The organism is Candidatus Palauibacter sp. (assembly GCF_965222475.1).
In the GTDB taxonomy this organism is placed as follows: Bacteria; Gemmatimonadota; Gemmatimonadetes; order Palauibacterales; family Palauibacteraceae; genus Palauibacter.
Genome location: NZ_CBDCUB010000002.1, coordinates 128,161 through 152,857 on the forward strand (window position 1 = coordinate 128,161; position 24,697 = coordinate 152,857).

Here is a 24,697-nt window from a genome sequence, read left to right on the forward strand (position 1 = left end):
AATAACGTATCATATCCCGCATGGCTGCCTACGAACGTCCTCACGTCAACCGACTTCTGCGGTTGCTGACTGAGGACACGACGATGCGGATCGTGGCGATCACGGGACCGCGCCAGACGGGCAAGACGACGATCGCCCGCCAAGGACGAAGCCGGTTGGAGGCGGCCGGGCGGAGGTGCTGGTACGTGCCGCTCGATGACCCCACGCCGGACGAGTCCGAAGCGCCGGGACTCTTGGCCGGGGTGGATGCGATCCCGACCGGTAGTGCCCGAGACGAGCAGTGGCTGGTCGGGACCTGGGAACGAGCCCGTCGCGCGGCGGAACGTCTGGACCGGGGCCTCGTCCTGGTTCTCGATGAGATCCAGCACATTCCCGGCTGGTCCAACGTCGTCAAGGGACTCTGGGATGGAGACCGCCGGGCGAAACGCAAGTTGCGGGTCGTCATCCTGGGGTCGGCCCCGTGGCAGATGCTGACCGGACTGAACGAGAGCCTCGCGGGGCGTTTCACCCCCATGCCGGCGACGCACTGGTCGCTCGGGGAGATGGCGCTTGCGTTCGATCTCACCGTGGACGAATACGTCTACTTCGGCGGTTACCCGGGCGCGCTGCCGGCCGGGCCGGGATCCGAACGACTCGTGGCTTGGCGGGATCACATTGCGTGCGCCATCGTCGCGCCCGTCATCGAGCGGGACATCGTGGGCCTCACACGGGTGACGAAGCCGGCGCTGATGCGCCAATTGATGGACCTGGCGCCTCGGTATTCCGGCCAACTCATGTCCTACAACAAGCTGCTGGGCCAGCTACAGGACGCCGGCAACACGACGACCCTGGCGCGCTACCTCAATCTTCTTTCCGACGCCGGACTGGTGACCGGGCTATCCCGTTACACACCCGCTCCGCACCTGGGGAGGGCGTCGTCCCCGAAGCTCAACGTGCTAGACACGGCGCTGATGACGGCGCCGTCGGGCTACACGTTCGAAGAGGCGCGGGCCGATCGGTCCTACTGGGGCCGGCTCGTGGAGAGCGCTGTGGGCGCGCACCTGCACAACACTCGCGCCACGGCGACCCGGCTCCACTTCTGGCGCGACCCTCCGCACGAGGTCGACTTCGTCGTCGCGCGCGGTCCCCATCTACTCGGGATCGAGGTCAAGAGCGGGAAATCAAGCAAGGCATCCGGCCTCGACGCCTTCGCCGACCGCTTCCCGGACGCCGGAACGCTGGTGGTGGGCACCGGCGGGATTCCCCTCAACGAGTTCCTCTCGCTGAGCGCCGACGACTGGCTGGACGAGACATGAACTCGCCCGCACCTCGCACCGTCCGCCTGGTCGAGCCGGAGGACGACGAGCGGTTCGGCGAGGAGGGCCTGTCGCTCGCCGACTTCCGCTCGGACCACAGCTACGTCCTGTTGGGGGAGCCGGGTCTGGGCAAGAGCACGGCATTCGAGACGGAAGCCCAACGGGTGCGGGCTCCCGATCCGATCCCGGCCCGACGGTTCATGAACCGGGACCTCGAGAGCCACCCCGAGTGGCAGGCAGGACCGCTCTTCATCGACGGACTGGACGAGGTGCGCGCTGGCGGCGCGGATCCGAGATCGCCACTGGACAAGGTCCTGACCCGGATCGAGACGCTGGGGAACCCGCCGTTCCGCCTGTCGTGCCGTACCGGCAGCTGGCTGGAGCACGGAGACCGCCGGGAGCTTGCCTCCCTGACAGGTCAACCGATTCGGGTCCTCCAGCTGAACCCACTGGGTCGTGAGGGCGTTCGGCAGATCGTTTCCCTGCGGAGAGACGACGCCAACGCATTCATGATCGAGGCCTTCGAGCACGGGATGGATTCCTTCCTTTGGAACCCGCAGTTGCTCGGCGTACTCCTCGACTCCGTGGGCGCGGCCGGCTGGCCCGATAGCCCCACGGAAGCGTTCGGGCGCGCCTGCCGGGAGCTTTCCAGGGAACGAAACCCTGAACACCGGGACGCCCGCCGGGGGATCGCGCGGCCCTCCCGAGAGGCGGTTCTGAGCGCGGCCGGAGAGCTGTCGGCGCTGATGTTGATCGCGGGCAAGGGTGGGTGGACGCCAACTGACACGGACGATCCCGGCATCCTCTCCCTCCATGAAGTGGAGGGTGGGGACCGCGATACCCTGCTCGCCGCTCTGGAGTCCGGATTATTCCGTGGTCCCGCCGCGTTCCGAGCTCCGACTCATCGACTCTTGGCCGAGTTCCTGGGCGCCAGATATCTGAACGAACGGATCCGATCCCACGAAGGCGTCACCGTCAGGCGCGCGCTGTCGCTGGTTATGGGTCACGACGGGATTCCCCTGCCCGACCTCCGGGGGCTTGCCGCCTGGCTCGCCGCTCTCAACCCCGCTGCCCGGGGAACGCTGATTCAAGCGGATCCAGTCGCCGTGGCGTTCGATGGCGATGCGAGCGGCTTCACGTCCGAGGATCGGAGGGAAGTGTTCGGGCACCTCGAAGGCAGCATCGCCCTAACGACCGCGTGGCCCGCGTCGGTCGCGCTCGGGGCTCTGGCCGGGGGCCGAGGCCGCTCGGAACTCTGGCGGTTGACGTCGTCTCCGGAGCGCTCGAAAGCCCGGCAGAATCTCGTTTGGCTTCTGCTCTCCGGTTTCTCGGCAAGCGTTCGTCGCCGGGGGACGGACGACCGCATCGCCCCTGATGCCGAATCCGAGGCCGACCGCCAGAGGTTGGAGGATATCCTCCGCGACTCCACGTGGGGCGCCGATGTTCGGTGCCGGGCGCTCGTCGCCTTCGACCGCGTTCTCCGCGACGACCCGGCCAGAAGCTCCGCAATGCGCGGCTTGCTCGCCGAAGGGCGCGTATCGGACGACGCGAACAGGCTGCTCGGCACCCTGCTGGACCGATTGTATCCGAAGGACATGCCGCCCGCAGAGATCTGGGACTACTTGGCGGTCCCGCCGGTCACCCGCCGGTACGACGTCTACCAGAAGTTCTGGATCGATCTCGTGGACCGGTCGGGTGAGACGGAGGTTCGCGACTTGCTCGACTCGCTGTGCAGTCGCGCATCGGAAGCGATCCCGCGGCTCGAAGAGCACGGGTTCGAGCATGTCGTGCTGGAGCTGCTCGCCCGCGGGCTCGACCTGTTCGGCGACGATCTGAGTGTTGAAGCTCTCTACGTCTGGTTCGGTCTCGTGGAGGCCGGTCAGCAGCACCCGGGCCTGATGCCGGCTCATTGCCGTAACATCGTGACGCGGGGTCTCCTCTCCGATGCCGGAGATCGAATCGAGACCTGGCTAAAGTCGCGCGTGGACACCCAGCGTAGGCTCCTCCTGCGTGGTTTGACGGAGAAGGCAACCGAGATGGGAGTGCGGCGGCTCGATGGATCGGTCGGAGACAAGTTCCTGGGCCAGGATCCACCTCGTGGGTTCCGTCAGTGGTGTCTGGACACCGCAGTGGAGTTGGCGGCAACGCAACCGGAGGTCGCGCGAGAACTTGCCTCGTGGTCGGTCCTCGAGAAACCCGCTTGGGGGTCCGCCCTCGCTGATGACGAAGTCGCCCGGGCGGTGCGGGGGACTCCGGTCCTGGAGGCGTGGAACGACGATCGGTCGCAGGCGAGAGCCCGCTGGGAACGCGAGGACACCGCTTGGAAAGAGCGCCATGCCGCCTTTGAAGCCCGCGTTCGAGAACGGCAGCAGGAGTATGGGGCGTCGGTTCGCGAACACGCGGCGGGACTCGCGGAAGGCCGCTGCCCGCCTGCCATGCTCCACGACCTTGCCCAGAGATATCTTGAGGCGCTCGCGGAGGAGGGATCGGGAGCCACGGCGGTCACGCGACTCCGATCGGAGCTTGGGGACGACCAAGCGCTCGTGGCCGCGACGCTGTCAGGGTTCCGCAGCCTGCTGGACCGGGACGATCTGCCCGACCTGGACGAGACGGTCCACCTGCACGAGACCAACCAAATGTCCTACTTCGCCCTTCCCTTCCTCGCGGGACTGGCGGAAGGGGAACGCGCGGGAACAGACCCGCTGGACCGTCTGGACGCGAAGCAGCTTAGGCGCGCGCTGGGCTACTACTTCGTTTCACACATGCCCGGCAAGCACTCGTCGCTCCTGGCGGGACCACGAGCGGAGACTCGACCTGCGTGGTATCTCGAAGCACTTGCCTCACGCCCGGGGGCGGTGGCGGACGCTCTCGTGGCGGTACACCGGGCTCGCGTGCGCGCGAAACAGTCACCGGAGCCTCACCTCTGGGCTCTGGCCTTCGATTCCGCTTACGGGCGGGTGGCGGCGCTCGCCGTCAGCCGGCTGTTCACCGTCTTCCCCAGCCGGTGCAGCGGGCCGCAGTGCGAAGCCTTGCGCGTGGCGCTGTGGGCGGCCCTGGCCACAAGGAACATGTCGGCCGCTGCACTACGGAAACTGGTCCTCAAACGGCTCGAACGTCGCGGCATGGATGTGGCCCAGCGAGCCCAGTGGCTGAGTGCCGGACTGTTCGTCGCCAGACAACAGTGCTTGCCGGAACTCACGGATTTCCTCAGCAGCGGGAGCGACGTGCGCGTGCGTCATGCTGCGGACTTCTTCGTTTCGCACGATCGCTGGATGCGCATCCGAATCCCTGCCGAAGCCTGGGAGGCAGACGAACTTGCCACCCTGATTCGGGTCTTCGGGAGTCGGCTGCCGCGATTCGTCCCACCGGAGCGCGCTGGCTTCATAGGGCACGACCAGCCGGCCCGGCTGAAGTTCGAACCTGTCATGTCGGCCTGGATCAATGGCCTCGCCGGCCGTACAGACGAGCAGACCGCCACCGCCCTGAAGTCGCTGATCTCCAATCCGGGCTTGAGCGCATGGAGCGGAGAACTCGCTCACGCGCGGGACCAGCAAGCCGCGAGACGGCGTCGGGCGACGCACGAAGCGCCTGCTCTGGCCAGCATCCAGGACACGCTGAGGGGCGGACCCCCAAGGAGCGCCGCAGATCTGGTCGCCCTGCTGCTCAACGCGTTGGAGCGACTTGCGGGACACATCCGGGACGGTGAGACGAACGACTGGCTTCAGTATTGGCACCGCGATCCCGGATCGCGGCGGCCCACCGCCCCGCAGCACGAGGAGGATTGCAGGGATACTCTTCTCTCCGACCTGAAGAAGATCCTCCGTCCCTACGATCTGGACGCTTCACCTGAAGTTCGATACGCCGACGACAAACGGGCAGACATTCGAGTCGCCCTGGGGTCAGGGGTCGCCATCCCGCTGGAACTCAAGAAGAGCACACACCGCGAAGTGTGGCGGTCCGCCGAGGAGCAACTCATCGCGAAGTACACGCGGGCACCGGAATCGGAAGGATACGGCCTCTATGTCGTTTTCTGGTTCGGACGGGACCGGACGACCGTTCCCCCTGTTGGACGCCTGCCGAAGACGTCCGCCGAGTTGAAGGAGCGACTTGAAGCGCAGCTGTCTCCCGAGCAGCGCGCGAAGATCAGCATGGTCGTGATCGATGTAAGTCCGTCCGGGAAGTACGCCACCGCCGGTCCATGATCCGACCGGGGTTCGCCCGAATCAGTTGTCCGGCTTCAGGACGCTGATGATCGGGGCGACAGGGAGGGCATCGATGTCCACTCGGCGGCCGTCCTTGATCACGGCGTGGATGGCTCGGTAGTTCCGCGCCGCTTCCAGCGGGTTGGCGTCCAGGATCACGAGGTCCGCGATCATTCCCGGCCGCAGCGAGCCGATCTCCTCTTCCATCTCGTAGGCGCGGGCGATGTGGCTCGTCATCGACCGGAGGATCTCCATCGGCGCCATCCCGAGTTCCTCGAGCGCGGCCATCGCGTTGAAATGGCCCTCGCCGAGCTTTACCCGCTGGTCCACGGTGTCCGAGGCGATCGTGCCGGACTCGGCGAGCAGCACCGGGTGCTTGATGCCGGCGTCAGTCGAGAGGAGCATCGAGACGCCCGCCTCGATCATCCGCGCTTGGTTTTCGTGGGCGACGGCCATGTAGGGCGTGAGCGTTCCGTCGGGGTTGTGCTTCTGGAGAGCGTCGAGGCGCCGCTGCGTGATCGGGAGCACGGACACGGCGATATCCCGCTCCACTAGTTTCCGGACCGTCTCCATCGGGATGGGGACGACGGGGCCGGAGATGTCGCCGTGCGTGATGATGTCCACGCCCGCCTCGATCGCCATGTCGAGGCTCTCGACCGAGGTCGTGTGCGTCTGGACCGTCATGCCCGCCCGGTGTCCCTCCTCGACGATCACGCGCTGCACGCGCTCGGAGAAGGAGATGAAGAACATCTCCACGTGGCTGCTGGAGCCGTACTTGAGGAAGTCGACCCCCGTGTCCGTGTACCGGCGGATCGCGGTGCGCACGGAATCGGGCGTCATCCACATCAGGTCGCGGCCCGTCCCGTGCTCCCACGCCTCGTTGGTGCGGCGTACGAACGACTTGCTGACGTGCGCCGCCGCTTCGCCTCGGAAGTCCGTCGAGAGAGGCCCGTCGAAGCCGATGATGTTGCCGGCGAAGTAGATGCGGCTACCCGGCGCCTCTCCGGCGTCGATCATGTCCCGCGCCTTCGCCAGCGCGCCCAGGGGGCCCCAGGTGTCGAAGACGGTGGTCTGCCCGGTCTTGAGCGTGAGTTGCGCCGCCTCCAGCACGATCTCGTGATAGCGGCCCTCGTACTTGATAAGGGTCTCGAGATCGAGGTTCAGGTAGAGATGAAGGTTGGCATCCATCAGGCCGGGGATGACGTACTTGCCCCGCGCGTCGATGATTTCCGTTCCCGCGGGAACGTCCACGGCGTCCGCCGCTCCCACCGCGGTGATCCGCCCGTCCTCCATCACGACCACGCCGTTTGTCAGAGGCGCGTCGGCCAGAGGGTCGATGACGGTGGCCCCGGTGACCGCCAGGGTTTGCGCGGCTACCTGAGCGGGTGCTGCCGACGCCGGAATGGCCAGAGCGAGAGCAAGCAAGCCGTACTCCATCAGCTCCGGCCACCCCGGGCCCTCCCGGCGGAGTCGTCTTGAGTGCCACAGCCATCGCTCCATCATCTCTCGCTCCGTTTCCGCTTTCCCTGGTGCCGAAATGGCCTTCTTCCAGACGTGCAGCGATTCAGTCCAATGGAAGCGGCTTGAACCTTGTCCCCGTGGGGAGCACCCTGAATGAAAAGGTCGCTGGGTCTTGGCGGCAATTTCCTTTATCCGTGGCCAACCCCTTCATACCTGCGGCCAGCGCGGTGCCGAGATTGTTGTCAACGAAGAAGGTCATGCCGCGAGGCGTCGCTCGAACTCCACCGCCGCCTCAACTTCCCTGTCACTCAACTCCCACCAGGCACGGACAGCTTCCGCTCTCTCGTTCTCCGCGCGAAAGAGGTCGTAGACACTCGCCGTCGCGATGCCCCGTCCCACAACCACCGGCCGACCAAAGCATACGAAGGGATCGAGTACCACATGCCCCTTGCGGCCGAGTGGATACCAGCGGCGCGCCAGCCCTCCGGGCGAGTCGAACTCGATTTGGGTTGAGAGCTGTCTTATGACGGGCGCGATGGTCCACTGCCCACCGGAGAGCAGCTCAAGGATCGCATCACCCTGGTCACGCACCTTGACGTAGACGTCATTCCCGTCAGTGAAGAAGGTCTCTCTCAGGGCTCGGGTCGTCCCAAGAATCTCGAAAGCTTCTCGAAGCGCCGCGCGGACTCGCTGAAGGGAAACGCCGTGATCGAGAAACTGTTTCACGAATAACAGATCTACAAGATCCAGAAACGAAGCGTACGATGTGCCGCGATCGCCCCGCCGCCTGACAACCGGAGCTTGGTGGCGCACCGCGCTACCGTGCATGTAGTCGTAGCCCTTGAACCAGCGGCGTACGCGGGCTGGATTCAGGCCTACCAGACGTCCTGCTTCGGCGGCCGGGTAGGACGGACGGTCTCTAAGATCATCGGCGGGCGAGCCGCTCATGACGACTCGGGGTACCGGTCGGTCAACGGCGCTGGGCCTCTCTTTCTCTCAAGAGCGTCGACGCCCGCCAAGCTACGGCCGTGCTCTCATCCGAGGAACAACGCACGCGGCTTGGTCCCGAAGGCACCGTCAACAGCAACAGCGGGGTGGGGGCCGTGCCAGCCTGTATCATCTGGGGGTGCCGGCCCGCGAAGAACCTATTCGTCACCTCCATGGAGTGCAGCACGCGATTCGGGCGGCGTCTCCGGGCCATGGTTCATGATTGCCTGTCTGACGGATTCCAACCATGCCAGGAGTGCGTCTACCTCGGCATCCGCAAACGCGCGGTTAATGTCACACCTCATGCTCTTACCCGTGTCCGTGAAGAGTCCCGTGACCTGAGCCTGCGAGGCTAGGGAGTCGATGACCGCCTCGGGAACCGCTGCCGTGGGAAGGCCCGACGCACGATTACGAAGGGGGGTATACAGGTGCTGCGGCCAATCCGTATCCCGCGCATACGCTTCACAGACGAGCACTCTCTTCCCATCGAGATCGACACCCGCGGTGAAGCCTCGACCCCATTTGATGGAGATGGAGTTACGTCGCGCCCAGCTCAGAATTCGGGAGAAGACCGCCTTGCCGTGCTCGTCGCAAGACTCGAGAAAGTGAATCTCCGTCATTCTGATCCGCGTGCCGGAAACCGGACCCGGCTGCAGGCGCGACCCGCTCACGACGATCTCCTGAGACAGCAAACGGCGGCCGCCCTCTGCTTGAAAGAAGGTGAACTCGACGCAGGTGACGTCGACCCCCTTCAACCCCAGGAATGTTGCGGTCTGTCTGATCTGAGGGGTCACCGCCTGGCCAACGACTACGACCCGTTGGTCCTTGTTGAAGGCCACTGCCTCGGCGTCGTCGAGCATGTAGTACTTCCGATGCTGGTCGGCGAGACTAAGTGATTCATCTCGTTCGTAGGCTCGAAGGATCCGCTCCAGCCCATCTGCGTCGAGTCGCTCCGCATACGCCGCGTACTCGAGAGCCTGCGCGATCGTGTCTCTCGGCGTGCGGTCTCGCTTCAGTTCCACGACCACGACGTTCCCTTGGCGGTCTAGACCGAGCAGATCTATGAATCCGCCGAGGTTCGTTGAGACCTCTCGCCCAATGATCAGGATGCCGCTGTCCTCCAGGATTCCGTCGGGGTTTGCCTCGAGCCACCTCTGGAGCACGGTTTCCTCATGCTCGGCTTCGAACTCCCGAGCTTCGTACTCGGTGAAGTCGTCGTCCGCCCCTATGCTGAACACTCTCATCCGGTCACCTTGATTCTCGCTATCGCCGTCCGCCGGGCCGCAAGATTGCCGGCCGTGACCCCTGGAGAGCAACGGGACACCTACTCCTCACTCCGACAATGCGAGGTCAGATGATGCCGACGGTCGCACCACCCACCGCCGAATCGGTCCGGGGCCGAAGGAGAGGTGCCCACCGAGAGGACCGAGTTTCCCTTGGTCGGAGCGGAGCCAGCCCGCGGGGAGGCCGAGTTCTCGCGGCCATAGCGCTGTCGATGGCGGCTATCGTCCCCCTTCCCGGGGTCGGGCTGGAGGCTCAGGCCCGCGACTACCGGGCGGAGCGGCCCTTCGGGACGCTGCGGGAGCAGGCGCGGACGCAGCAGGCGTGGCTCGAGGAGAGACTCGAGAACAACCTGCCCATGCTGATGCGCAGGCACGGCGTGGACATGTGGGTCCTGGCCATGCGGGAGTACAACGAGGATCCCGTCTTCCCGGCCCTCGTCTCCCCCACGACCTTCGCGGCGCGGCGTCGGACGATCTACATCTTCCACGACCGGGGACCGGAGCACGGCGTGGAGCGCCTGGCTCTGGGGGGCACGTCGCAGGGGGGCGTCTACGAGGCGGTGCGGGCCACGGCCACCGCCCCGGACGGCAGGGCTGCGGAGCTGTGGGGCGAGGACCAGTGGAATCTCTTCGCCGACATGGTGCGCGAGCGCGACCCGCGGCGGATCGCGGTCAACATCTCGCACGACCACAACTTCGCCGACGGACTCACGGCGGGTGAGTGGGAGCAGATGGAGGCGGCGCTCGGGCCCGATCTCGCGAGCCGCGTGGTGCGTGAGCCGCTGCTGGCGATCGACTACCTGGCCATGCGCGTGCCCGCCATGACTCCCGTCTACCGCCGCATGCAGGCGGTCGTGCACGAGATCATCGGCACGGCGTTCTCCGAGGTCGTGATCGTCCCCGGCCGGACCACGACCGCCGATGTCGTGTGGTGGATGCGCCAGCGCGTGCACGACCTGGGTCTCGACTCCTGGTTCCAGCCCTCGGTGTCGGTGCAGCGGCGGGCGGTCGACATGGGGGGCGTAACGACGCCGGTGATCGAGCGGGGGGACGTGCTCCACTGCGACTTCGGACTCGTCGCGTTCGGACTGGCGACCGACACCCAGCACATGGCCTACATCCTACGCGAAGGCGAGACGGAGGCGCCCGCGGGCCTGCGGCGCGCGCTCGCAAACTCGAACCGCCTGCAGGACATCCTCCTCGAGGAGACGAAGGTCGGCCGCACCGGAAACGAGATCCTGGCCTCGGTGCTGGAGAAGATGCGGGCGGAGGGACTCAACGGGACGATGTACACGCACCCGATCGGCGACCACGGACACGGGGCGGGTCCGCTCATCGGGCTATGGGACTACCAGACGGGCGTCCCCGGCCGCGGCGATCCTCCGGTGATCCCGGGTATGTGGTTCTCGACCGAACTCCAGGTGACGACCCCGGTGCCCGAGTGGGACGGCCAGCCGGTGCGGATGGCCCAGGAGGAGGAGGCCGAAGTCACGCTCGACGGCGAGATCCGCTGGATGCTCCGACGTCAGACCGAACTGCACCTGATCCGGTAGCGACTGCCTCGACCACCGCTGTTGCCAGTGCTTCGCAGCGGCCGAGGGCGGAGAGCCCCAGGGAACGCACCTACACTCGCGGGGAACCTTTCGCCGTATCAGATCATATGATATCATCAGCGTCGAAGAAAGCTAGGAGTACGGCCGTTGCACAAGCCAATGTGGCATCATATGATCGGCATCGCGCATGAGCGTAGCCCAGGATCGCCCCGAGGGGGGCGAACCCGACCAGCATCCAGAGATACGCCGCCAGCTGATCACACTGATCCAGAAGGGCCGACGAACGTGTGTGTTCACAACGAAGCGACCGACAGATGTGCGCTTTCGGCAGGTGGCTCATCCCGAGTCCGGCCAGCCCCTGACGGAAGGCGGCATGTGGGGAGAGATCGTTCGCCTCCTCGAGTCGGATATCCCGTTGACTGAAATCGCGTTGGAACAACCCCCGGGCGAGAGGGCATGGGTTTTCTGCGAAAAACTAGGTCCCGGCTTGCCACTCATCTACGTGAAGCTCCAATTCCGCGGAGGGAGTACGGCCCTGCTGCGAAGTTTCCACCCCAGCGAGCGCGACCATGAGTAAAATCGCTTCGAAACCGACCGTTCTCGATCAAATCGAGGGACCTGCTGCCTGTGAAATGTGCGGGACTCCCGGACTCAAGACCGCACTCGTTCGAAACCCCTTCATCTACGGCGTAGGCTGCAACGCGGTAGAACTCAGCGCTGATATCCCTGTCCACACCTGCGCGAGTTGCACCGTCTCGTTTACAGGCCAAGCCGCCGCGATCATCGAACACGATGTCGTCTGCCGACACCTTGGCGTCCTCACGCCCAAGGAGATCCGTGCCCTCCGTGCCCGGCACAAAATGTCCCGCGCCGCCTTCGCACGGTTGACCGGTTTTGGCGAGGCAACTCTGGCCCGCTGGGAACGCCGCGAAGTGATTCAGAACACTTCTAGCGATCGCTATCTGCGATTGTTACACCATTGTGTTAACGTTGATCGCCTCCGTTCGTCCGCGAACCAAGAGAGTCTGTCCGGCAGAGCAGCCGCAGTGGGGACCCGTGCCTCGATCCGTTTGGTCCGTCTCTCCCCAGAGCTTGAAGGTACCTACCGCCGCAAGGCCACCGGCTGGAGCCCCCGGAGCGCGGTCGCTTGATGTACGTAGCCACGTTCTATTCGTTCAAGGGCGGCGTCGGTCGCACCCTAGCCTTGCTGAATGTTGCCTATGAGATGGCCCAAGCGGGACTTAGCGTACTCGTCATTGATTTTGATCTTGAGGCACCCGCAATCCATGCCGACCGTTGGAAGTCCACTCCCCGCGGAACAACCAACACCGGCGTGAGCGCCAACTTCGATCACCCCGGGATCGTGGAGTACGTCAGTACCTATATGAAGACCATGCGGGCCCCAGAGGTTTCTGACCACATCGTGGATGCCACTCCCGACAACTGCGGCGGCGCGATTTCACTAATGCCTGCCGGCCGAATCGACAGCAGCTATGGCAGCCGTCTGAACGCGATTGACTGGAATGAGCTCTACGTGGACTACGACGGATACGTGATGTTCGAGGACATGAGAGCACAGTGGGAAGCACTCCATGTCGATTATGTTCTCCTGGATTCCCGTACTGGCTTCACGGACGTCGGAGGTATTTGTACACGCCACCTGCCGGATGCCGTCGTGACGCTGTTTCGACCTGACGACCAGAGCTTGCGCGGGATGAAGGGGGTCGTGCAGTCGATACGTGACGAGGGTACGACGCCGCGTAGACAGCAGGACATTGCTTTGCATTTTGTGATGGCCTCGATACCTGATGCCGACGACGAGGACGACATCCTAACGGAGCATCGTCAAGCCTTTCGGAAGGAGCTCTCCATCCCACAGGGCCGTTTGCTTGAAGTCAGGCAGTACCAGAGTATGGATTTGTTGACCCAACCAATCTACACTCGGATTCGGCCTCGAACATCGCTTGCCGGCTCCTACCGGCAACTGACAAAGAAGATACGTGCCCTCAATGTACACGACAGGGATGGGGTTCTCGACTATCTCCGAGACGCAGGGAAGAGTTCACAGGAGTTGCCCGACGAGACGTTCCTAGGTCAGATACGACAAGAGTACGCGGAAGACGCCGGTGTGCTGGGTGAGCTGGCAGAAACCAGCTACTACCGTGGTTCGATTCTCGATGCCGCTGATCTGTTCGAGAGAATGGCTGAACTGGGGTCGCTGAGCAAGAGACATCAAATGAGACTTGCTGAGTCTCGACACGTAACGGGTAACCATGAGGGCGCCGCCGAAGCACTTATGTTGTTCTTTCAGAGTCCCGTCGAGACCTCTGTTCCTAACGACGAGATAAGCTACAGTCTGATCTTCCGGGGCCTCAATATGCTGGAAGCACGAAGGGAAGACCGCACCACTTATGTGGACGGAAGCCCTGTAATCCGTGGCTTGTCGCGTTCTGATCAAGCCGAAGTGGCTGACGACCTTAACCTTTCTTCCCAAGAGAGATGCGTAGCCGCCGCAATCTTGGAACGAATCCTATCCGGTGGTGACGTAGCTGCTGAAGAAAGAGACACTTGGCAATGGAATCTTGCCTTTGCCTACATGTCGATTGCCAAGTTTGGGGAGGCTCGTGGGTTATTCGAACGCGCAATTGACCAGGGCAAGGGTGTTTCGATTCTACCGACAGCGTTCAATCTGGCGATGGCCGTTTGGGCGAGTACCGGTACACCCGACCCCGAGATATTCGAGCGCGTGCTGCATGCGCTCGATGTTGGGGAGGACAAGTCACATTGGCTCGATGATGCAAACGCTCTACAGGCACTCGCAGTCGCCGCATGGTTCGGGAGGCGGTACGATGACGCCAACTCCTATTTGGCAGCAGCTGAAGAAGCCGTTCGAGGGCAGCGGAGTGCCATAAGTTGCTGGTCTTACACCCGCGTCACATACGAACAGTTCGGTGCGCATTGCGGCGAGATACGCCGTCTGGTGTCAGGTGAAGACGTCGCTCCGGCCTTCATGCGGATCACAGAGCCGGCTGCAACCTGAGCGAATTGAGCACTTTTTCCCACGCGTTGCAGCGGCTAATCGATCCGGCTTCACCGCCGACTCCCCGAGTGGGGATTCGAGAGGCACTGGAGCGGCTAGTTTCGTCGCGAAGTGACCCGCACCCCTCGCGCCTCGAGTTGTGGGCAGGCGAGGAGGTCGTCGGAGGTCTGCACCGGCCCCGCCGGGACGCCCACATCGAGGAGCCGTCGGACGGCCTCGTCCCGCGTCATCTCGGCGAACACGGGCCTGACGACTTCGTCGAGGAGCGCCTGGTTCTTGGTACGGGCGTCGGCGGATTCCAGGCGGGGATCGTTCAGCAGGTCGAAGGCTCAGTTCCGGCGGAGGCGCAGGAGCTGCGGGTGTTCGACGTCGAGGGCGTCGGTCCAGACTCCGAGGAGTGCGTCCGTCTGGACTTCGTGGAGGCTGAATCCGGCGGGCATCACGAGCTGGCCGAGCCATGTGCCATCGTGGTCGAGGACCAGCCAGCTCTGTGGCGACTCCCGTTCGTGGCGTGCCCGGTACCGCTCCAGCCAGATGGCTCCCGACGGGTCGACCATGATGTCCGCGTAGGCGGGCCGCATCCCCGACATCGCCTCGAACATCTGCATCGTAACGGATCCAGGGTCTTCGCCGAGCGATTCCCGGGCGGCGTCGATTTCATCCGGCGTCAGTTCCAGCGGATAGTCGGGGATCCTGATGAGGCGGATCAGCCCGCCGGTCGCCGCGAGTTCCTCCACCTCCATGGCGTCGGCCGAACCGCGCAGAATCCTGCCTCCGCGGGTGGCGACCTGGCTGACGCGAGCGAAGAAGGGGACCGTGCTGAGCAGACTCTCACCCCGTGTGATCATCAGCTCCTCGAAACCCGCCGACTCGCCGATGCTGTCGATCCGGGTGCCGTGCACGTCGAATCGCCACAGCGACCACGGCTCCCGGCGTAGCCCGCCGGTGCCTTCGTACATCCGCATGCTGCCGTAACCGAGTTGCACCAGGAGCGTGCCGCCGCCGAGGTCGTAGATCGCATCCGTGAACAACGGCAGGGTGAACGTGCGGGAAAGGGTCAGGTCGGGGGCGACCACGGTGACGCGCTCGTCGTAGTCGAGCAGGAGGAGGGTGTCGCCGGAGATTCGCTCCATGCCCCAGATCTGTCGGAACTCGCCAGGCCCTTCCCCCTCCCGTCCGAACGACCCGAGGAATTCGCCTGCTGCGGAGTAGAGTCGGATCTCCTGCTGACCCGAGACCACCACACGGCCGTCGGAGAGATGGGTCACGCCGCCGACCCGGTAGAATTCGTGGTCCTCGCCCTGGCCGGACCGCGTCAGGTCCAGGATGGGCCCAGGGTCGACGGTCCAGCCGCTCGAATCGCCCCAGGCGGGGCGGAACGCCTCCACGATCTGGACGCCGGCGCTGTCCCGCTGCGTGACGAGCGAGGGATCGACGCTCGCTTCGCCACATGCGAGAACGGAAACACAGCAGCCCCACGCAACAGACCGTGCGGTATGTCGAGAGGTAGCCCGTCCATCGATGCTCAATCGCGGCTCCCTGTGTCGGGTTCGTCGGCAACGAAGCCTCGGTAGCCCAGAGGGCGCTGGCGGGGCCAGACCTCGTCGAGCGTTTCGGCTTCGAACAGGCGTCCGTTGATCATGACGCGCTCGATCGCAAGAGAGTTGCGCAGGTCCTCGAGCGGGTTCTCCGACAGGACGAGCAGATCGGCCAGTTTTCGGGCTCGACGGAGCCGAGTTCGCGCTCGAGGCCGATGCCGTTCGCGCCGAAGATGGTCGCGGCCTTCAGTGCGTCGTGGTTCGACATGCCTCCCGAGGCGACCATCCACAGCTCCCAGTGGTACGCGAGGCCCTGGAGCTGGCCGTGGCTGCCGACGCCCGCGAGGCCGCCCTCGGCGACGACCTCGGCCAGGAAGGCGGCGTTCTCCTCGAACACGAACTCCTCGGGGACGGCCCAGCCCACCGCTCCCGAAGCACCGGCGCGGCGGCGCGTGCGGGCGTCCAGCGTCTCGTGGGGCGTGAACCGGGCCAGGCGGGGGTGATCGTGGACGTTCTCGCTGGTGAACCAGTAGATCTCGCCCATCGGTCCGCCGAACGAGACGACGAGCGTGGGCGTATTCACGACTTTCGTCTCGGAGAACAATCGGACGACGTCACTGTGCAGCGGATAGACGGGCAGATTGTGCTCGATGCCGGGGTAGCCGTCCATCGCGTGCGTGAGATCGAGCTGCAGGTCCAGGCCGGCCTCGGTCGTCGGCATGAGTTCCAGTTCGCGGGCGGCCATGACGAGCCACTGTCGTTGCTGGCGGTTTCCCGCCAGGTACATCTTGAACGTCTTCGTGTCGTAATAGTCCGCGTAGCGGGTGAGGATGTCTCGCGCGTGGTCGAGATCGCGGATCGGTTCGCCGGGCTGATAGTTGCCGAACACGCCGGGGCCGGTGGAATAGATGCGGGGCCCGAGGATGTCTCCGGAGCGCACGCGGTCCGCGTAGGTGAGGACGTCGGACACGCCGGTCTGGGGGTCGCGCGTCGTCGTAACTCCGAACGCGAGGTTCGCAAGGTAGCCCCAGGGCTGTGTCGTGTGGATATCGCGGGGTGGGCGCAGGTGCGCGTGGGTGTCCACGAAGCCGGGCATGATGGTCATGCCGCTCACGTCGTGGGTCTCCGCGTCGTCGGGGACGGCGAGAGTGCCGGAGGGTCCCACGGCGGCGATGCGGTTTCCGTCGATGAGCACGTCGCCGCGCTCGATCACTTCGTCGCCCCGCATGGTGATGATCCGGGCGCCGCTGAGCAGGAGACGCCCGACGGGCAGGTCGCGGTCCGCTTGCAGCTCGACGCGCACCTCCACGGGGCGGTAGCGCGCCTCTTCCCGCTCCGCCGCGGCGGCCTGCGCCGTGTCGGCCGGGATCGCCTCCAGGCTGTCGTGGACCGCGCGCGCCCGGGCCAGGTCGTAGCGGAAGTACGCGTTCCCCAGCGCCCATACGACCGTACCGCCGTCGGCGCTCCAGGCGGGGAATTCCCCGCCGAACTCCGTCACGCGGGTGACGGGGACCGCCGCCCCGTCCGGATCGCGCACCGAGATCGTGGGCGCCTCGGCACCGATCTGCGGCAGGGTCACCACATACAGGTCGTTCCCCACCCTGGCGAGCGTGCGGTCGCCGCTCGGCGCGACCCGGATCGACGAGGCGTTGGCGGGTGACCCGCCGCGCGTGGCCGAGAAGCCGGTGACCTTGAGGTGCTCCCTCTCGTCGGTGCCGTCCCAGCGCACGGAGACGAGGCCGCGCGAACCCGCGTGCAGGTAGATTCGGTCCGGCTGATCACGTCGGAGGTGGGGTTCCGAGCGGCCCATTGCCTCGGCCACGACCGTGGGGCCATCGCCCGCCGGGTCGTACCACACGATGTCGGTCTGGCTTCCCGCCCCTCCCGCCAGTCGAGCCCGCACCGGCGCCTGGAGCAGCACGATGTGGCCCCCGTCGGGCGACCAGGCGGGAGACCGCATGAAGCGCGGGAGGTCGGAGACCCGCCGCGCCGCGCCGCCATCGAACGAGACGGTCCAAAGGTAGCCTCCCTCCGGCTCGTCCCAGCTTACGACCGCCAGCGTCTCCCCGTCCGGCGACCAGGACGGCTCCGCCAGCCCGCCCTCGATCTCCTCTCCGACCCGCCTCGGGACCCCGCCGTCCGCTCCCATCACATAGAGGCGTCCCAGCGCCGTGAAGGCGACCCGGCTCCCGTCGGGCGAGAGGACGACGTCCCGGATCTGACGTACCTGGAAGGTCGGCGCGTCTTCGATCGGATAGTCGAAGTCGAGACGCGGGCCCACATGGAGCGCCACGTCGACCTCGAACGGAATCTCGACCGCGTCGCCGCCGTCCGTTTCTTGCATTCCAGCCACCGGAACCCGCCACAACCGGCCGCCGTGGGAGAGTACGACCGCCGCCCCGTCGGGCGTGAAGGCGTAACCCGGCAGGATGTCGAGCGTGGCGCGGCTCTCCATGTCGTCGCGCTGCACCGGGTAGGCGAGCCAACGCTCTTCTCCCGTCGCGAGGTCGCGGGCGCGGAGGCCCGTCGCATCCTCGTGGCGCGTGCCGTAGACGAGCGTGCCGCCATCGGGGGAAACCGCAGGCCGGACGCCGGATCCGTACCGGCTCGTGAGGGTCGCGCGACGACCGGTCTCGCGGTCGTATCGGGTGAGTTGGTACTTCGGGAAAGCCGCGTCGTACGTCCAGTCGCCGGTTCCCTGGGCGAGATAGACGTACCGGCCGGTGGGATCGAAGGCGGCCCCGATTGCCTTCAGGTTGTCGGGTTCATCGATGAGCGCGATGCCGCTTCCGCCGTCGCGGTGGAAGAGCCAGGGTTTCGCGGCCCCGCCGAGCGGGCTGTAGGTGCGCGAGGCCACGAGGTAATCGCCGTCAGGCGACCACTCGGGCGACGTGTAGAGGTTGTCGTTGCCGCGGGTGACCTGCGTCGTGTCGGTCCCGTCGAGGCTGAGGATCCAGAGGTTCTGTCCTCCGCTCCGGTCTGAGACGAACACGAGGTCGGAGCCGTCGGGGCTGAAGCGCGGCTGGCTCTCGAAGGCGGGACCGGTCAGCAGTGGCGTGGCCGTGCCCCCCTCGATGGGCAGCGTGTACAGATCGCCGAGCATATCGAAGGCGAGCGTCGCGCCGTCCGGGCTCACGTCGACCGACATCCACGAACCGCGGTCCGTCCGGAAGCGGATCTCCCGCGTGGGCTCGAGCGGGAGTCCCTCCGTCGCGAGCCCGCCGACGTCGTCCGCCGTCTCCTGCGCCTCCGCGTCCGCTCCGAGAACGAGGCAGCCCGCGAGCGAAAGCGAGATCATCGGATGACTGCGCATCGACATCCTCCCTGCAGTGGGAAAGGCGTTCCCGCGGGAACGTCCCGAATCTGTACTGCGTGTCCCCTACTCCGTACCGATCACGGCCTCCGCCGCGAGGCGGGAGACCGCCGCGTCGGAGAGTTCGAGCACTTCGGTCTGAGCAGCGGGGTTCGAACGAACCGGAGTTCTCCGAGTCCGTCGTAGTCCACGGTGACGCGCTCGGCGAACACGGGTCGGACGACCTCGTCTTGAGCGCGACGCTGCTCGTCAGGGGGGGCCGGCCTCCTCACCCCCCCAACTCCGCCAGCTTCGCGCGCGTCTCCCGCGCCGGCTCGAAGTCCTCGTCGGCATTCTCCCACACGGCGAGCGCGCTCATCAGGTGCTCCGCCGCCGCTTCAACATCCCCCCCTGCCTCCATCAGCAACCCCATCTCCACGTGCGCGTGCGGATCGGCTGGAACCAGACGCAACGCTTCCCGTAGCTCGACTTCCGCTTCGTCCAGCCGACCCGCCTGGCGCAGCGCCCGTCCCGTGCCGCGGTGGAATCTCCCCTGCGGCGAAAACGCGATCGCCGCCCTGAAGCTCTCCGCCGCTCCCTCGTAGTCCCCCCCGCGGTCCCGGATCAGACCCAGATTCCCCAGGAGGTCGGGGCGGTTTCCTTCCAGACCCCCGGACTCCACTATCTCCGATGCCCGCCGCTGCGCCTCCAGAGCGGCGTCAAGGCCCTCCGCCTCCAGAGCGAACTGCACTGCCACGCGCGGGAAGTAGGTGGACAGCAATGCCGGGGACTGTGCCTGCAATTCCGCCAGGAGGGCGCCCGCCTCCTCAAGGCGACCCGCGTCAAGGTAGACGAGGATGTCCCCGGCCCGTCTGAAAGCCATACCGAGCGGCGTCTCGACGCCTGATTCCTCCTGCAGCCTTGCTTCGATCGCCTGGATCGCGTCGGCCATTTCCCCGCGGCGGTGGTGGTAGTGTGTGAGCCCCCAGAGCGCCTGCGCCCTCCGGTGCGGAGTACGGGCCAGCGCCAACGAACGCTCGTACCCGGCGCTGGCTTCGTCCAATCGGCCGATGTCCAGGTCAAGTCCCGCGAGTTCCCGCACGAGGTCAGCTGCCAAAGGCTCCAGGACGATGGCGCGCTCCATCGCTTCGCGTGCGTCGTCATACCTGCCGCGCCGCCGATGGAAGTCGGCCAGCCGCGTGTACGCGAACGCCTCTCCCGGGAACCGCCCTACATACTCGGTCAGCAGGGACAAAGCCTGGTCATAATTGCCCAGCTGCTCGTGCGCCTGCGCCATCCCCAGGATCGGTCCGCCGTCCAGAGGATCGAGGCGGCGGATCGCGGCGAAGGTCGCCAGCAGCTCCTCCCAATCGCCCCCGGATATCTGGATCTCCGCCTGGCTGCGCAGCGCGTTCACATCGTTGGGGTACAGTTCGATCCACATCCCCACCACGGCCGCCGCCCGGTCCATCTCCCCGGTGAGCCTGTAGTAGTCCGCCTTCACCTGGAAGCCGAAGCGCTCAGGCATTCGGTACAGGTTCTCCATGGCTGCCACCAGGGGAGCCACGGCAACGGTCTCGCCCTCCGCAAACGTTTGCAGCACCGCGTACAAGGTGTACTGGGCCACGGTGAAGCTGGGATCGAGCGCGGTGGCGGTGGCCAGGTATTCGATGGCCCCTTCGGCATCCCGGTGGGCGAATTGGCGGAAGATCCCCTTGAAGAACGCCTCCACAGCGGCGGCATTCTCCGAGAGCCGTCCCCGCACGGGCAGGTCCTCGATGCCTTCACGGGCCGGAATCCCCAGCGCGGCCTTCACCGGGGCCGACATCTCGTCGACGAGCGCGAGTAGGTCGGTCCCTTCGTAGACGGCCTCTCTCGCGAGCGATCCGTCGCCCACTCCATATAGCCTGAGGGTGACGCGGAGGAGGTCGTCCACCCGGTCGATCTCGCCGGCCGCCATGAACCCCGCGTACACCTCCTGTGCCAGTTCGCGCTTGAGCGCGAGGGGCGCTGCCGCGAAGCTGTCGAACCCCCGCTCCCGCGCGTACGACCCATACCGGTAGAGGCGGATCGGCGCGAAGAAATCGTCCGGCATGAGGTCAAGCACCAGCGCCTCGGGAACCGCGTAGGAGATCCACGATTCGTCCTCTGCGATCCCGGGGCCGAGATCCAGGGGGAAGAGCGCCATGGTCTTCCTGAACCCGGTCCTGGGGACCTCTCGTTCGATGGTCTCCCCGTCCTCCGTCTCCACAGTGAGCGAGGTCGTGACCGAGCCCAGCTCCTCTCCCCCGTAGAGCGCCCACAGCACGACTGCGCACAGCACAAGATTGGCGGGAATACCGATCCGCTCGGTCCGGGCCAGCGAATCTCTGTCCCGCCCCGGCTTTCCGTGAAACCAGGCAAACATCAAGACACTCGGCAGCAGCACGAACAGCGTGACCAGCACCATTCGCGTCCAGTGCGGCGAGAGCAGGAACTCGTCCACGGCGAAGTTCGTGAACTCGACCAGCCCCCATGATGCCCCGGCGTAGATGGCCAGGATGTGAGGAACGCGCCGCTGGATCAGTTCGCGCGCCAGGCTCACCCGTGACGGGTGTGAGGAGGGAGGACTTTGCGGCGTGTCCATGTCAGCAGGTTAGGTCCGCTGAACGACCCATGGCAAGCCTACGCCTTCGTCCGCCGCACCCGGTCCGCTTCGAGTACCACGGGCTCCAGAGACCGGACAAGAGCCCGATGAAGCGGTTTGGTGCTAATCCGTACCGATCACGGCCTCCGTCGCGAGGCGGGAGACCTCCGCGTCGGAGAGTTCGAGCACGTCGGTGAGGACCTGTCGCGTGTCCCGGCCCAGCGTGGGCGCGGGGTTCACCGGCACGTCCGGGGCGTCGGACGTGAGGAGCGGAGTACGGACAAACTGGAGTTCGCCCAGTCCTTCGTATTCGACGGAGACCCTGACGCCGCGGGCCTCCAGTTGCGGGCAGGCGAGGAGGTCGTCGGAGGTCTGCACCGGCCCCGCGGGGACGCCCACCTCGAGGAGCCGTTGCACGGCCTCGTCGCGGGTGAGTCTGGCGAACACGGGCCCGACGACCTCGTCCAGAAACGCGCGGTTCTCGGTGCGGGCCGCGGGGGAATCGCAGCGGGGATCGTCCAGCAGGTCGGTGCGATCCAGCATGCGGCAGAAGCGACGCCACATGATTTCGTCCGGGATCGTGAAGGCGACGTAGCCATCGATCACCGGCATCGGGCCTCGCGGGTAGAAACCCGGAGCGTCGCCGCGCGCCGGCCGCGCCCCGGTGTTCGCGGCGAGCGAGATCATGCGCTCGTTCAGCGACAACACGCCGTCGTACATGGCGGAATCCACGAACTGGCCCCGCCCCGTCATGCTGCGCCGGTAGAGCGCCATCGAGACGCCGTGCGCCGCGGCCATCCCGGCGTAGAGGTCCGGCATCCCGTAGATCGAGGGCGACGGGGGCTTGTCGGCGAAGCCGATCATGTGCATGACCCCGCCCATCGCCTCGGCCACCACGTCGAAGGACGGCCAGTCTCCGTACGGCCCCTCGCGCCCGGGCAGACGCCCGAACCCCGACACGGCGGCGTAGATCAGCCCCGGATTCAACTCCGACAGCGCCTCGTATCCCAGCTCCATCCGGTCCACCGACCCCGGCCGCAGGTTCTCCACCACGACATCCGACTTCACGACGAGGGACCGGTAGAGGTCGCGTCCCTCGTCGCTCTTCAGGTTGAGGGCGAGGGATTTCTTGTTCCGGTTGTAGGCCATGAAGCCGACGCCCATGCGGACGCCGTTTCGCTCCACGAAGGGAGGGATGGCCCGCCGGGGGTCGCCGGTCCCGGGCCGCTCGATCTTGATCACTTCGGCCCCCGCGTCCGCCAGTAGCAGCGTGCAGTAGGGCGCGGACATGTATTGCTCAAGCGCGAGGACGCGCACTCCCGCCAGCGGCCGGCCGGAGTCGCTCATGGTGTGGTCTCCGGATTCGAGGGAATCAGCTGGTCGTGGGAATCGTCCGGTACTTGTCGAACCACGCCACGATGTTCGCGATCTTCGCCATCAGCTGGCTCGGGCGGCGGCTCATGTCGTGCGAGGCGCCGGGGAGCCGGATCACGGCCGTGTCGATCCCGCGCAGCTTGAGGGCGTGGAACATCTGGTACGACTCCGACAGCGGCGTCCGCAGGTCCTCCTCGCCCGTGACGATGAGGGTGGGCGTCGTCACGTTCCCCACCAGGGAGAGGGGCGAGAACTCCCAGTACGGCTCCGGGTTCTCCCACGGCAGTCCTTCATATCGGCTGAAGTAGTAGCCGTACCAGTTGTCCGCCGTGAGCGTCTTGCTGATCCAGTTGACGACGGGTTTCTGCGACACGGCGGCCCGGAAGCGGTCCGTCTTGCCGACGATCCAGGCGGTCATGATGCCGCCGGCGCTCCCCCCGGTGACGAAGAGGTTGTCCTCGTCGATGTACCCGCGCTCGATCACCGCGTCGACTCCCGAGATGAGGTCGTCGTAGTCCTGGCCCGGATAGTTGTGGTAGAGGAGATCCCCGAATTCCTCGCCGTAGCTCGTACTCCCCCGCGGGTTCGAGTAAAGGACGACGTAGCCGGCCGCGGCGAGGAGCTGCATCTCGGCCGAGAAGCGGTCTCCGTAGTTCGAGACCGGCCCGCCGTGGATCTCGAGGATCAGGGGATAGCGGCGGCCCGGATCGAAGTCGGGCGGCTTGACGATCCAGCCCTGGACGGGACGCCCGTCGAACGACGAGTCCCACCAGATCTCCTCGACTTCACCCAAAAGTCGGTTGGCGAGCAGGTCCTCGTTCAGCGACGTGATGCGGCGCACGCCGCGACCTCTCGCGCCCACAGCGACCTCGCCCGGGGATTCGGGCCGGGTCTGGTTCAGGGCGAAGCTCCCGTCGTTGGCGACGCTGAAGGATCCACCGCCGTAGGGGCGACCGTACGACGTGCCTCCCAGATCCTCCGCCAGCACCTCGAGCTCGCCGTCGAGAGACACGAAGCCGACCTTCGAGTTCCCCTCGTCATCGTACTGGAAGTAGACGCCGCTCCCGCCGGAGGCCCACGCAGGGCTGGCGACGCTGCGGTCGAGGGCGCCCGCGAGGACGCGCTTCCCGCTCCCGTCCAGGTTCATGACCTGGAGCTGGCTCACCTGGTAGGTGCGCGTGCGGTCCTCGTATCCGACGAAGGCGATCCGTCGTCCGTCGGGGGAGACGGCCGGACTCCGGTCGGGTCCGGGACGGTCCGTGAGCTGTCGTACCTGTCCGTCCGCGATCGAGACGATGTAGAGTTCGGAATTGCGGTAGTCGTGGACCCAGTTCTCGTTCCGGTTCGAAGAGAAGACGAGGCTCCCTCCGTCCGGCGTCCACGCGGAGGGGCTCTGGTGCTGGAAGTCGCCCGACGTGATCTGCGTGGGCGTCCCGCCCTCGACCGGGACGATGAAGAGGTGGTCGTACCCGAAGTCCAGATAGCCGACGCCGTCCTGCCGGTTCTTGAAGCGGTCCTCCATGATGGGGGGATCGGCCCACTCCGCGCCGGCCGGCGGCTGGGGAGGCGGGGCAAGGCTCGGTGCCGGGTACGGAACCAGCTTGTTGAAGGCAAGGTAGCGCCCGTCCGGCGACCAGCGGAGGCCGCGGGGCGACTCGATGAGCTGCGTGAGCGTGGCCTCCTCGCCGGTGTCCATCCAGCGCACGCGGATCTGGCCGTCCGCTGTGTAGGCGATCCGCGTCCCGTCGGGCGACCACCGCGGGGAACCGCCCGCCCCGATCCGGCGGTGATTCGATCCATCGGCGTTCACGACCCACAGTTCGGACTTCTTCGCGTCCCGCATGATGTCCATCGACGTCCGGACGTAGACGACCTGCCCGCCGTCCGGCGAAATCCGGGGGTCCGCCGCGTACTCGAGTTCGAACACGTCCATGGGCTGGAAGTGCTGCTGCGCGGCCGCGGCTTCGGCGACCAGGGCGCCCGCGGCGGCGAACAGCGCCAGGGCGATCCTCTTCATCCGGCTTCTCTCATCCATCTTCGGCTCCC

General features: G+C 66.1%; 13 protein-coding genes. 4 read left to right on the top strand and 9 right to left on the bottom strand.

Features of this window, described 5'->3' with window-relative positions; translation table 11 throughout:
• The first annotated feature begins 62 nt into the window (after window positions 1-62).
• A complete protein-coding gene (locus tag ACOQPP_RS05935) occupies window positions 63-1,295 on the top strand; it encodes an ATP-binding protein (RefSeq protein WP_420636017.1) in 1,233 nt (410 codons plus the stop codon).
• A complete protein-coding gene (locus tag ACOQPP_RS05940; protein ID WP_420636018.1) occupies window positions 1,292-5,497 on the top strand; it encodes a hypothetical protein in 4,206 nt (1,401 codons plus the stop codon). Before ACOQPP_RS05935 ends, ACOQPP_RS05940 begins: the two co-directional genes overlap by 4 nt.
• A gap of 21 nt (window positions 5,498-5,518) precedes the next feature.
• Here the strand turns inward: ACOQPP_RS05940 and ACOQPP_RS05945 are convergent, their stop codons facing one another.
• The 3 genes from ACOQPP_RS05945 to ACOQPP_RS05955 form a co-directional block, all read right to left on the bottom strand.
• Window positions 5,519-7,000 carry an amidohydrolase family protein gene (locus ACOQPP_RS05945; protein ID WP_420636019.1) on the bottom strand — a complete coding sequence of 494 codons (1,482 nt, stop codon included), beginning with the start codon at window positions 6,998-7,000 and terminating at the stop codon, window positions 5,519-5,521.
• Between the two features lie 213 nt (window positions 7,001-7,213).
• A complete protein-coding gene (locus ACOQPP_RS05950; RefSeq protein WP_419163863.1) occupies window positions 7,214-7,906 on the bottom strand; it encodes a DUF433 domain-containing protein in 693 nt (230 codons plus the stop codon).
• A 197-nt stretch (window positions 7,907-8,103) separates the two neighbouring features.
• The gene (locus ACOQPP_RS05955) at window positions 8,104-9,189 is read right to left on the bottom strand and encodes an endonuclease NucS domain-containing protein (RefSeq protein ID WP_420636020.1); all 1,086 of its coding nucleotides are present in this window, start codon (window positions 9,187-9,189) and stop codon (window positions 8,104-8,106) included.
• 251 nt (window positions 9,190-9,440) lie between these two features.
• On the opposite strand from ACOQPP_RS05955, the gene ACOQPP_RS05960 reads away from it, so the two are divergent.
• Both ACOQPP_RS05960 and ACOQPP_RS05965 read left to right on the top strand, forming a co-directional pair.
• On the top strand, window positions 9,441-10,781 hold the full coding sequence (locus ACOQPP_RS05960; RefSeq protein WP_420636021.1) for a M24 family metallopeptidase: 1,341 nt from the start codon (window positions 9,441-9,443) through the stop codon (window positions 10,779-10,781).
• A gap of 1,150 nt (window positions 10,782-11,931) precedes the next feature.
• Window positions 11,932-13,821 (top strand): KGGVGR-motif variant AAA ATPase, encoded by a 1,890-nt coding sequence (locus tag ACOQPP_RS05965; RefSeq protein ID WP_420636224.1) that lies wholly within the window; start codon window positions 11,932-11,934, stop codon window positions 13,819-13,821.
• A 95-nt stretch (window positions 13,822-13,916) separates the two neighbouring features.
• Here the strand turns inward: ACOQPP_RS05965 and ACOQPP_RS05970 are convergent, their stop codons facing one another.
• The 6 genes from ACOQPP_RS05970 to ACOQPP_RS05995 all read right to left on the bottom strand — a co-directional run bounded on the left by ACOQPP_RS05970 (window position 13,917) and on the right by ACOQPP_RS05995 (window position 24,686).
• Complete coding sequence (locus ACOQPP_RS05970) at window positions 13,917-14,141, bottom strand: CoA transferase (RefSeq protein ID WP_420636225.1); 225 nt, start codon at window positions 14,139-14,141, stop codon at window positions 13,917-13,919.
• Window positions 14,142-14,150: 9 nt separating this feature from the next.
• Window positions 14,151-15,350 (bottom strand): hypothetical protein, encoded by a 1,200-nt coding sequence (locus tag ACOQPP_RS05975; protein ID WP_420636022.1) that lies wholly within the window; start codon window positions 15,348-15,350, stop codon window positions 14,151-14,153.
• 109 nt (window positions 15,351-15,459) lie between these two features.
• Window positions 15,460-18,672 (bottom strand): amidohydrolase, encoded by a 3,213-nt coding sequence (locus ACOQPP_RS05980; protein WP_420636023.1) that lies wholly within the window; start codon window positions 18,670-18,672, stop codon window positions 15,460-15,462.
• A 268-nt stretch (window positions 18,673-18,940) separates the two neighbouring features.
• Entirely contained in the window at window positions 18,941-21,235 is a 2,295-nt protein-coding gene (locus tag ACOQPP_RS05985) for a tetratricopeptide repeat protein (RefSeq protein ID WP_420636024.1), read from the bottom strand.
• Between the two features lie 165 nt (window positions 21,236-21,400).
• A complete protein-coding gene (locus ACOQPP_RS05990; RefSeq protein ID WP_420636025.1) occupies window positions 21,401-22,624 on the bottom strand; it encodes a CaiB/BaiF CoA transferase family protein in 1,224 nt (407 codons plus the stop codon).
• Between the two features lie 25 nt (window positions 22,625-22,649).
• Entirely contained in the window at window positions 22,650-24,686 is a 2,037-nt protein-coding gene (locus ACOQPP_RS05995) for a S9 family peptidase (RefSeq protein ID WP_420636026.1), read from the bottom strand.
• Window positions 24,687-24,697 lie beyond the last annotated feature (11 nt).

What these genes read in the sequence shown, in the direction of transcription:
- ACOQPP_RS05960 (WP_420636021.1), top strand. Translation starts at nt 9,441, where the DNA reads ATGGCGGCTATCGTCCCCCTTCCCGGGGTCGGGCTGGAGGCTCAGGCC.
- ACOQPP_RS05990 (WP_420636025.1), bottom strand. Translation starts at nt 22,624, where the DNA reads ATGAGCGACTCCGGCCGGCCGCTGGCGGGAGTGCGCGTCCTCGCGCTT.
- ACOQPP_RS05965 (WP_420636224.1), top strand. Translation starts at nt 11,932, where the DNA reads ATGTACGTAGCCACGTTCTATTCGTTCAAGGGCGGCGTCGGTCGCACC.
- ACOQPP_RS05950 (WP_419163863.1), bottom strand. Translation starts at nt 7,906, where the DNA reads ATGAGCGGCTCGCCCGCCGATGATCTTAGAGACCGTCCGTCCTACCCG.
- ACOQPP_RS05940 (WP_420636018.1), top strand. Translation starts at nt 1,292, where the DNA reads ATGAACTCGCCCGCACCTCGCACCGTCCGCCTGGTCGAGCCGGAGGAC.
- ACOQPP_RS05945 (WP_420636019.1), bottom strand. Translation starts at nt 7,000, where the DNA reads ATGATGGAGCGATGGCTGTGGCACTCAAGACGACTCCGCCGGGAGGGC.
- ACOQPP_RS05980 (WP_420636023.1), bottom strand. Translation starts at nt 18,672, where the DNA reads ATGCGCAGTCATCCGATGATCTCGCTTTCGCTCGCGGGCTGCCTCGTT.
- ACOQPP_RS05995 (WP_420636026.1), bottom strand. Translation starts at nt 24,686, where the DNA reads ATGGATGAGAGAAGCCGGATGAAGAGGATCGCCCTGGCGCTGTTCGCC.
- ACOQPP_RS05955 (WP_420636020.1), bottom strand. Translation starts at nt 9,189, where the DNA reads ATGAGAGTGTTCAGCATAGGGGCGGACGACGACTTCACCGAGTACGAA.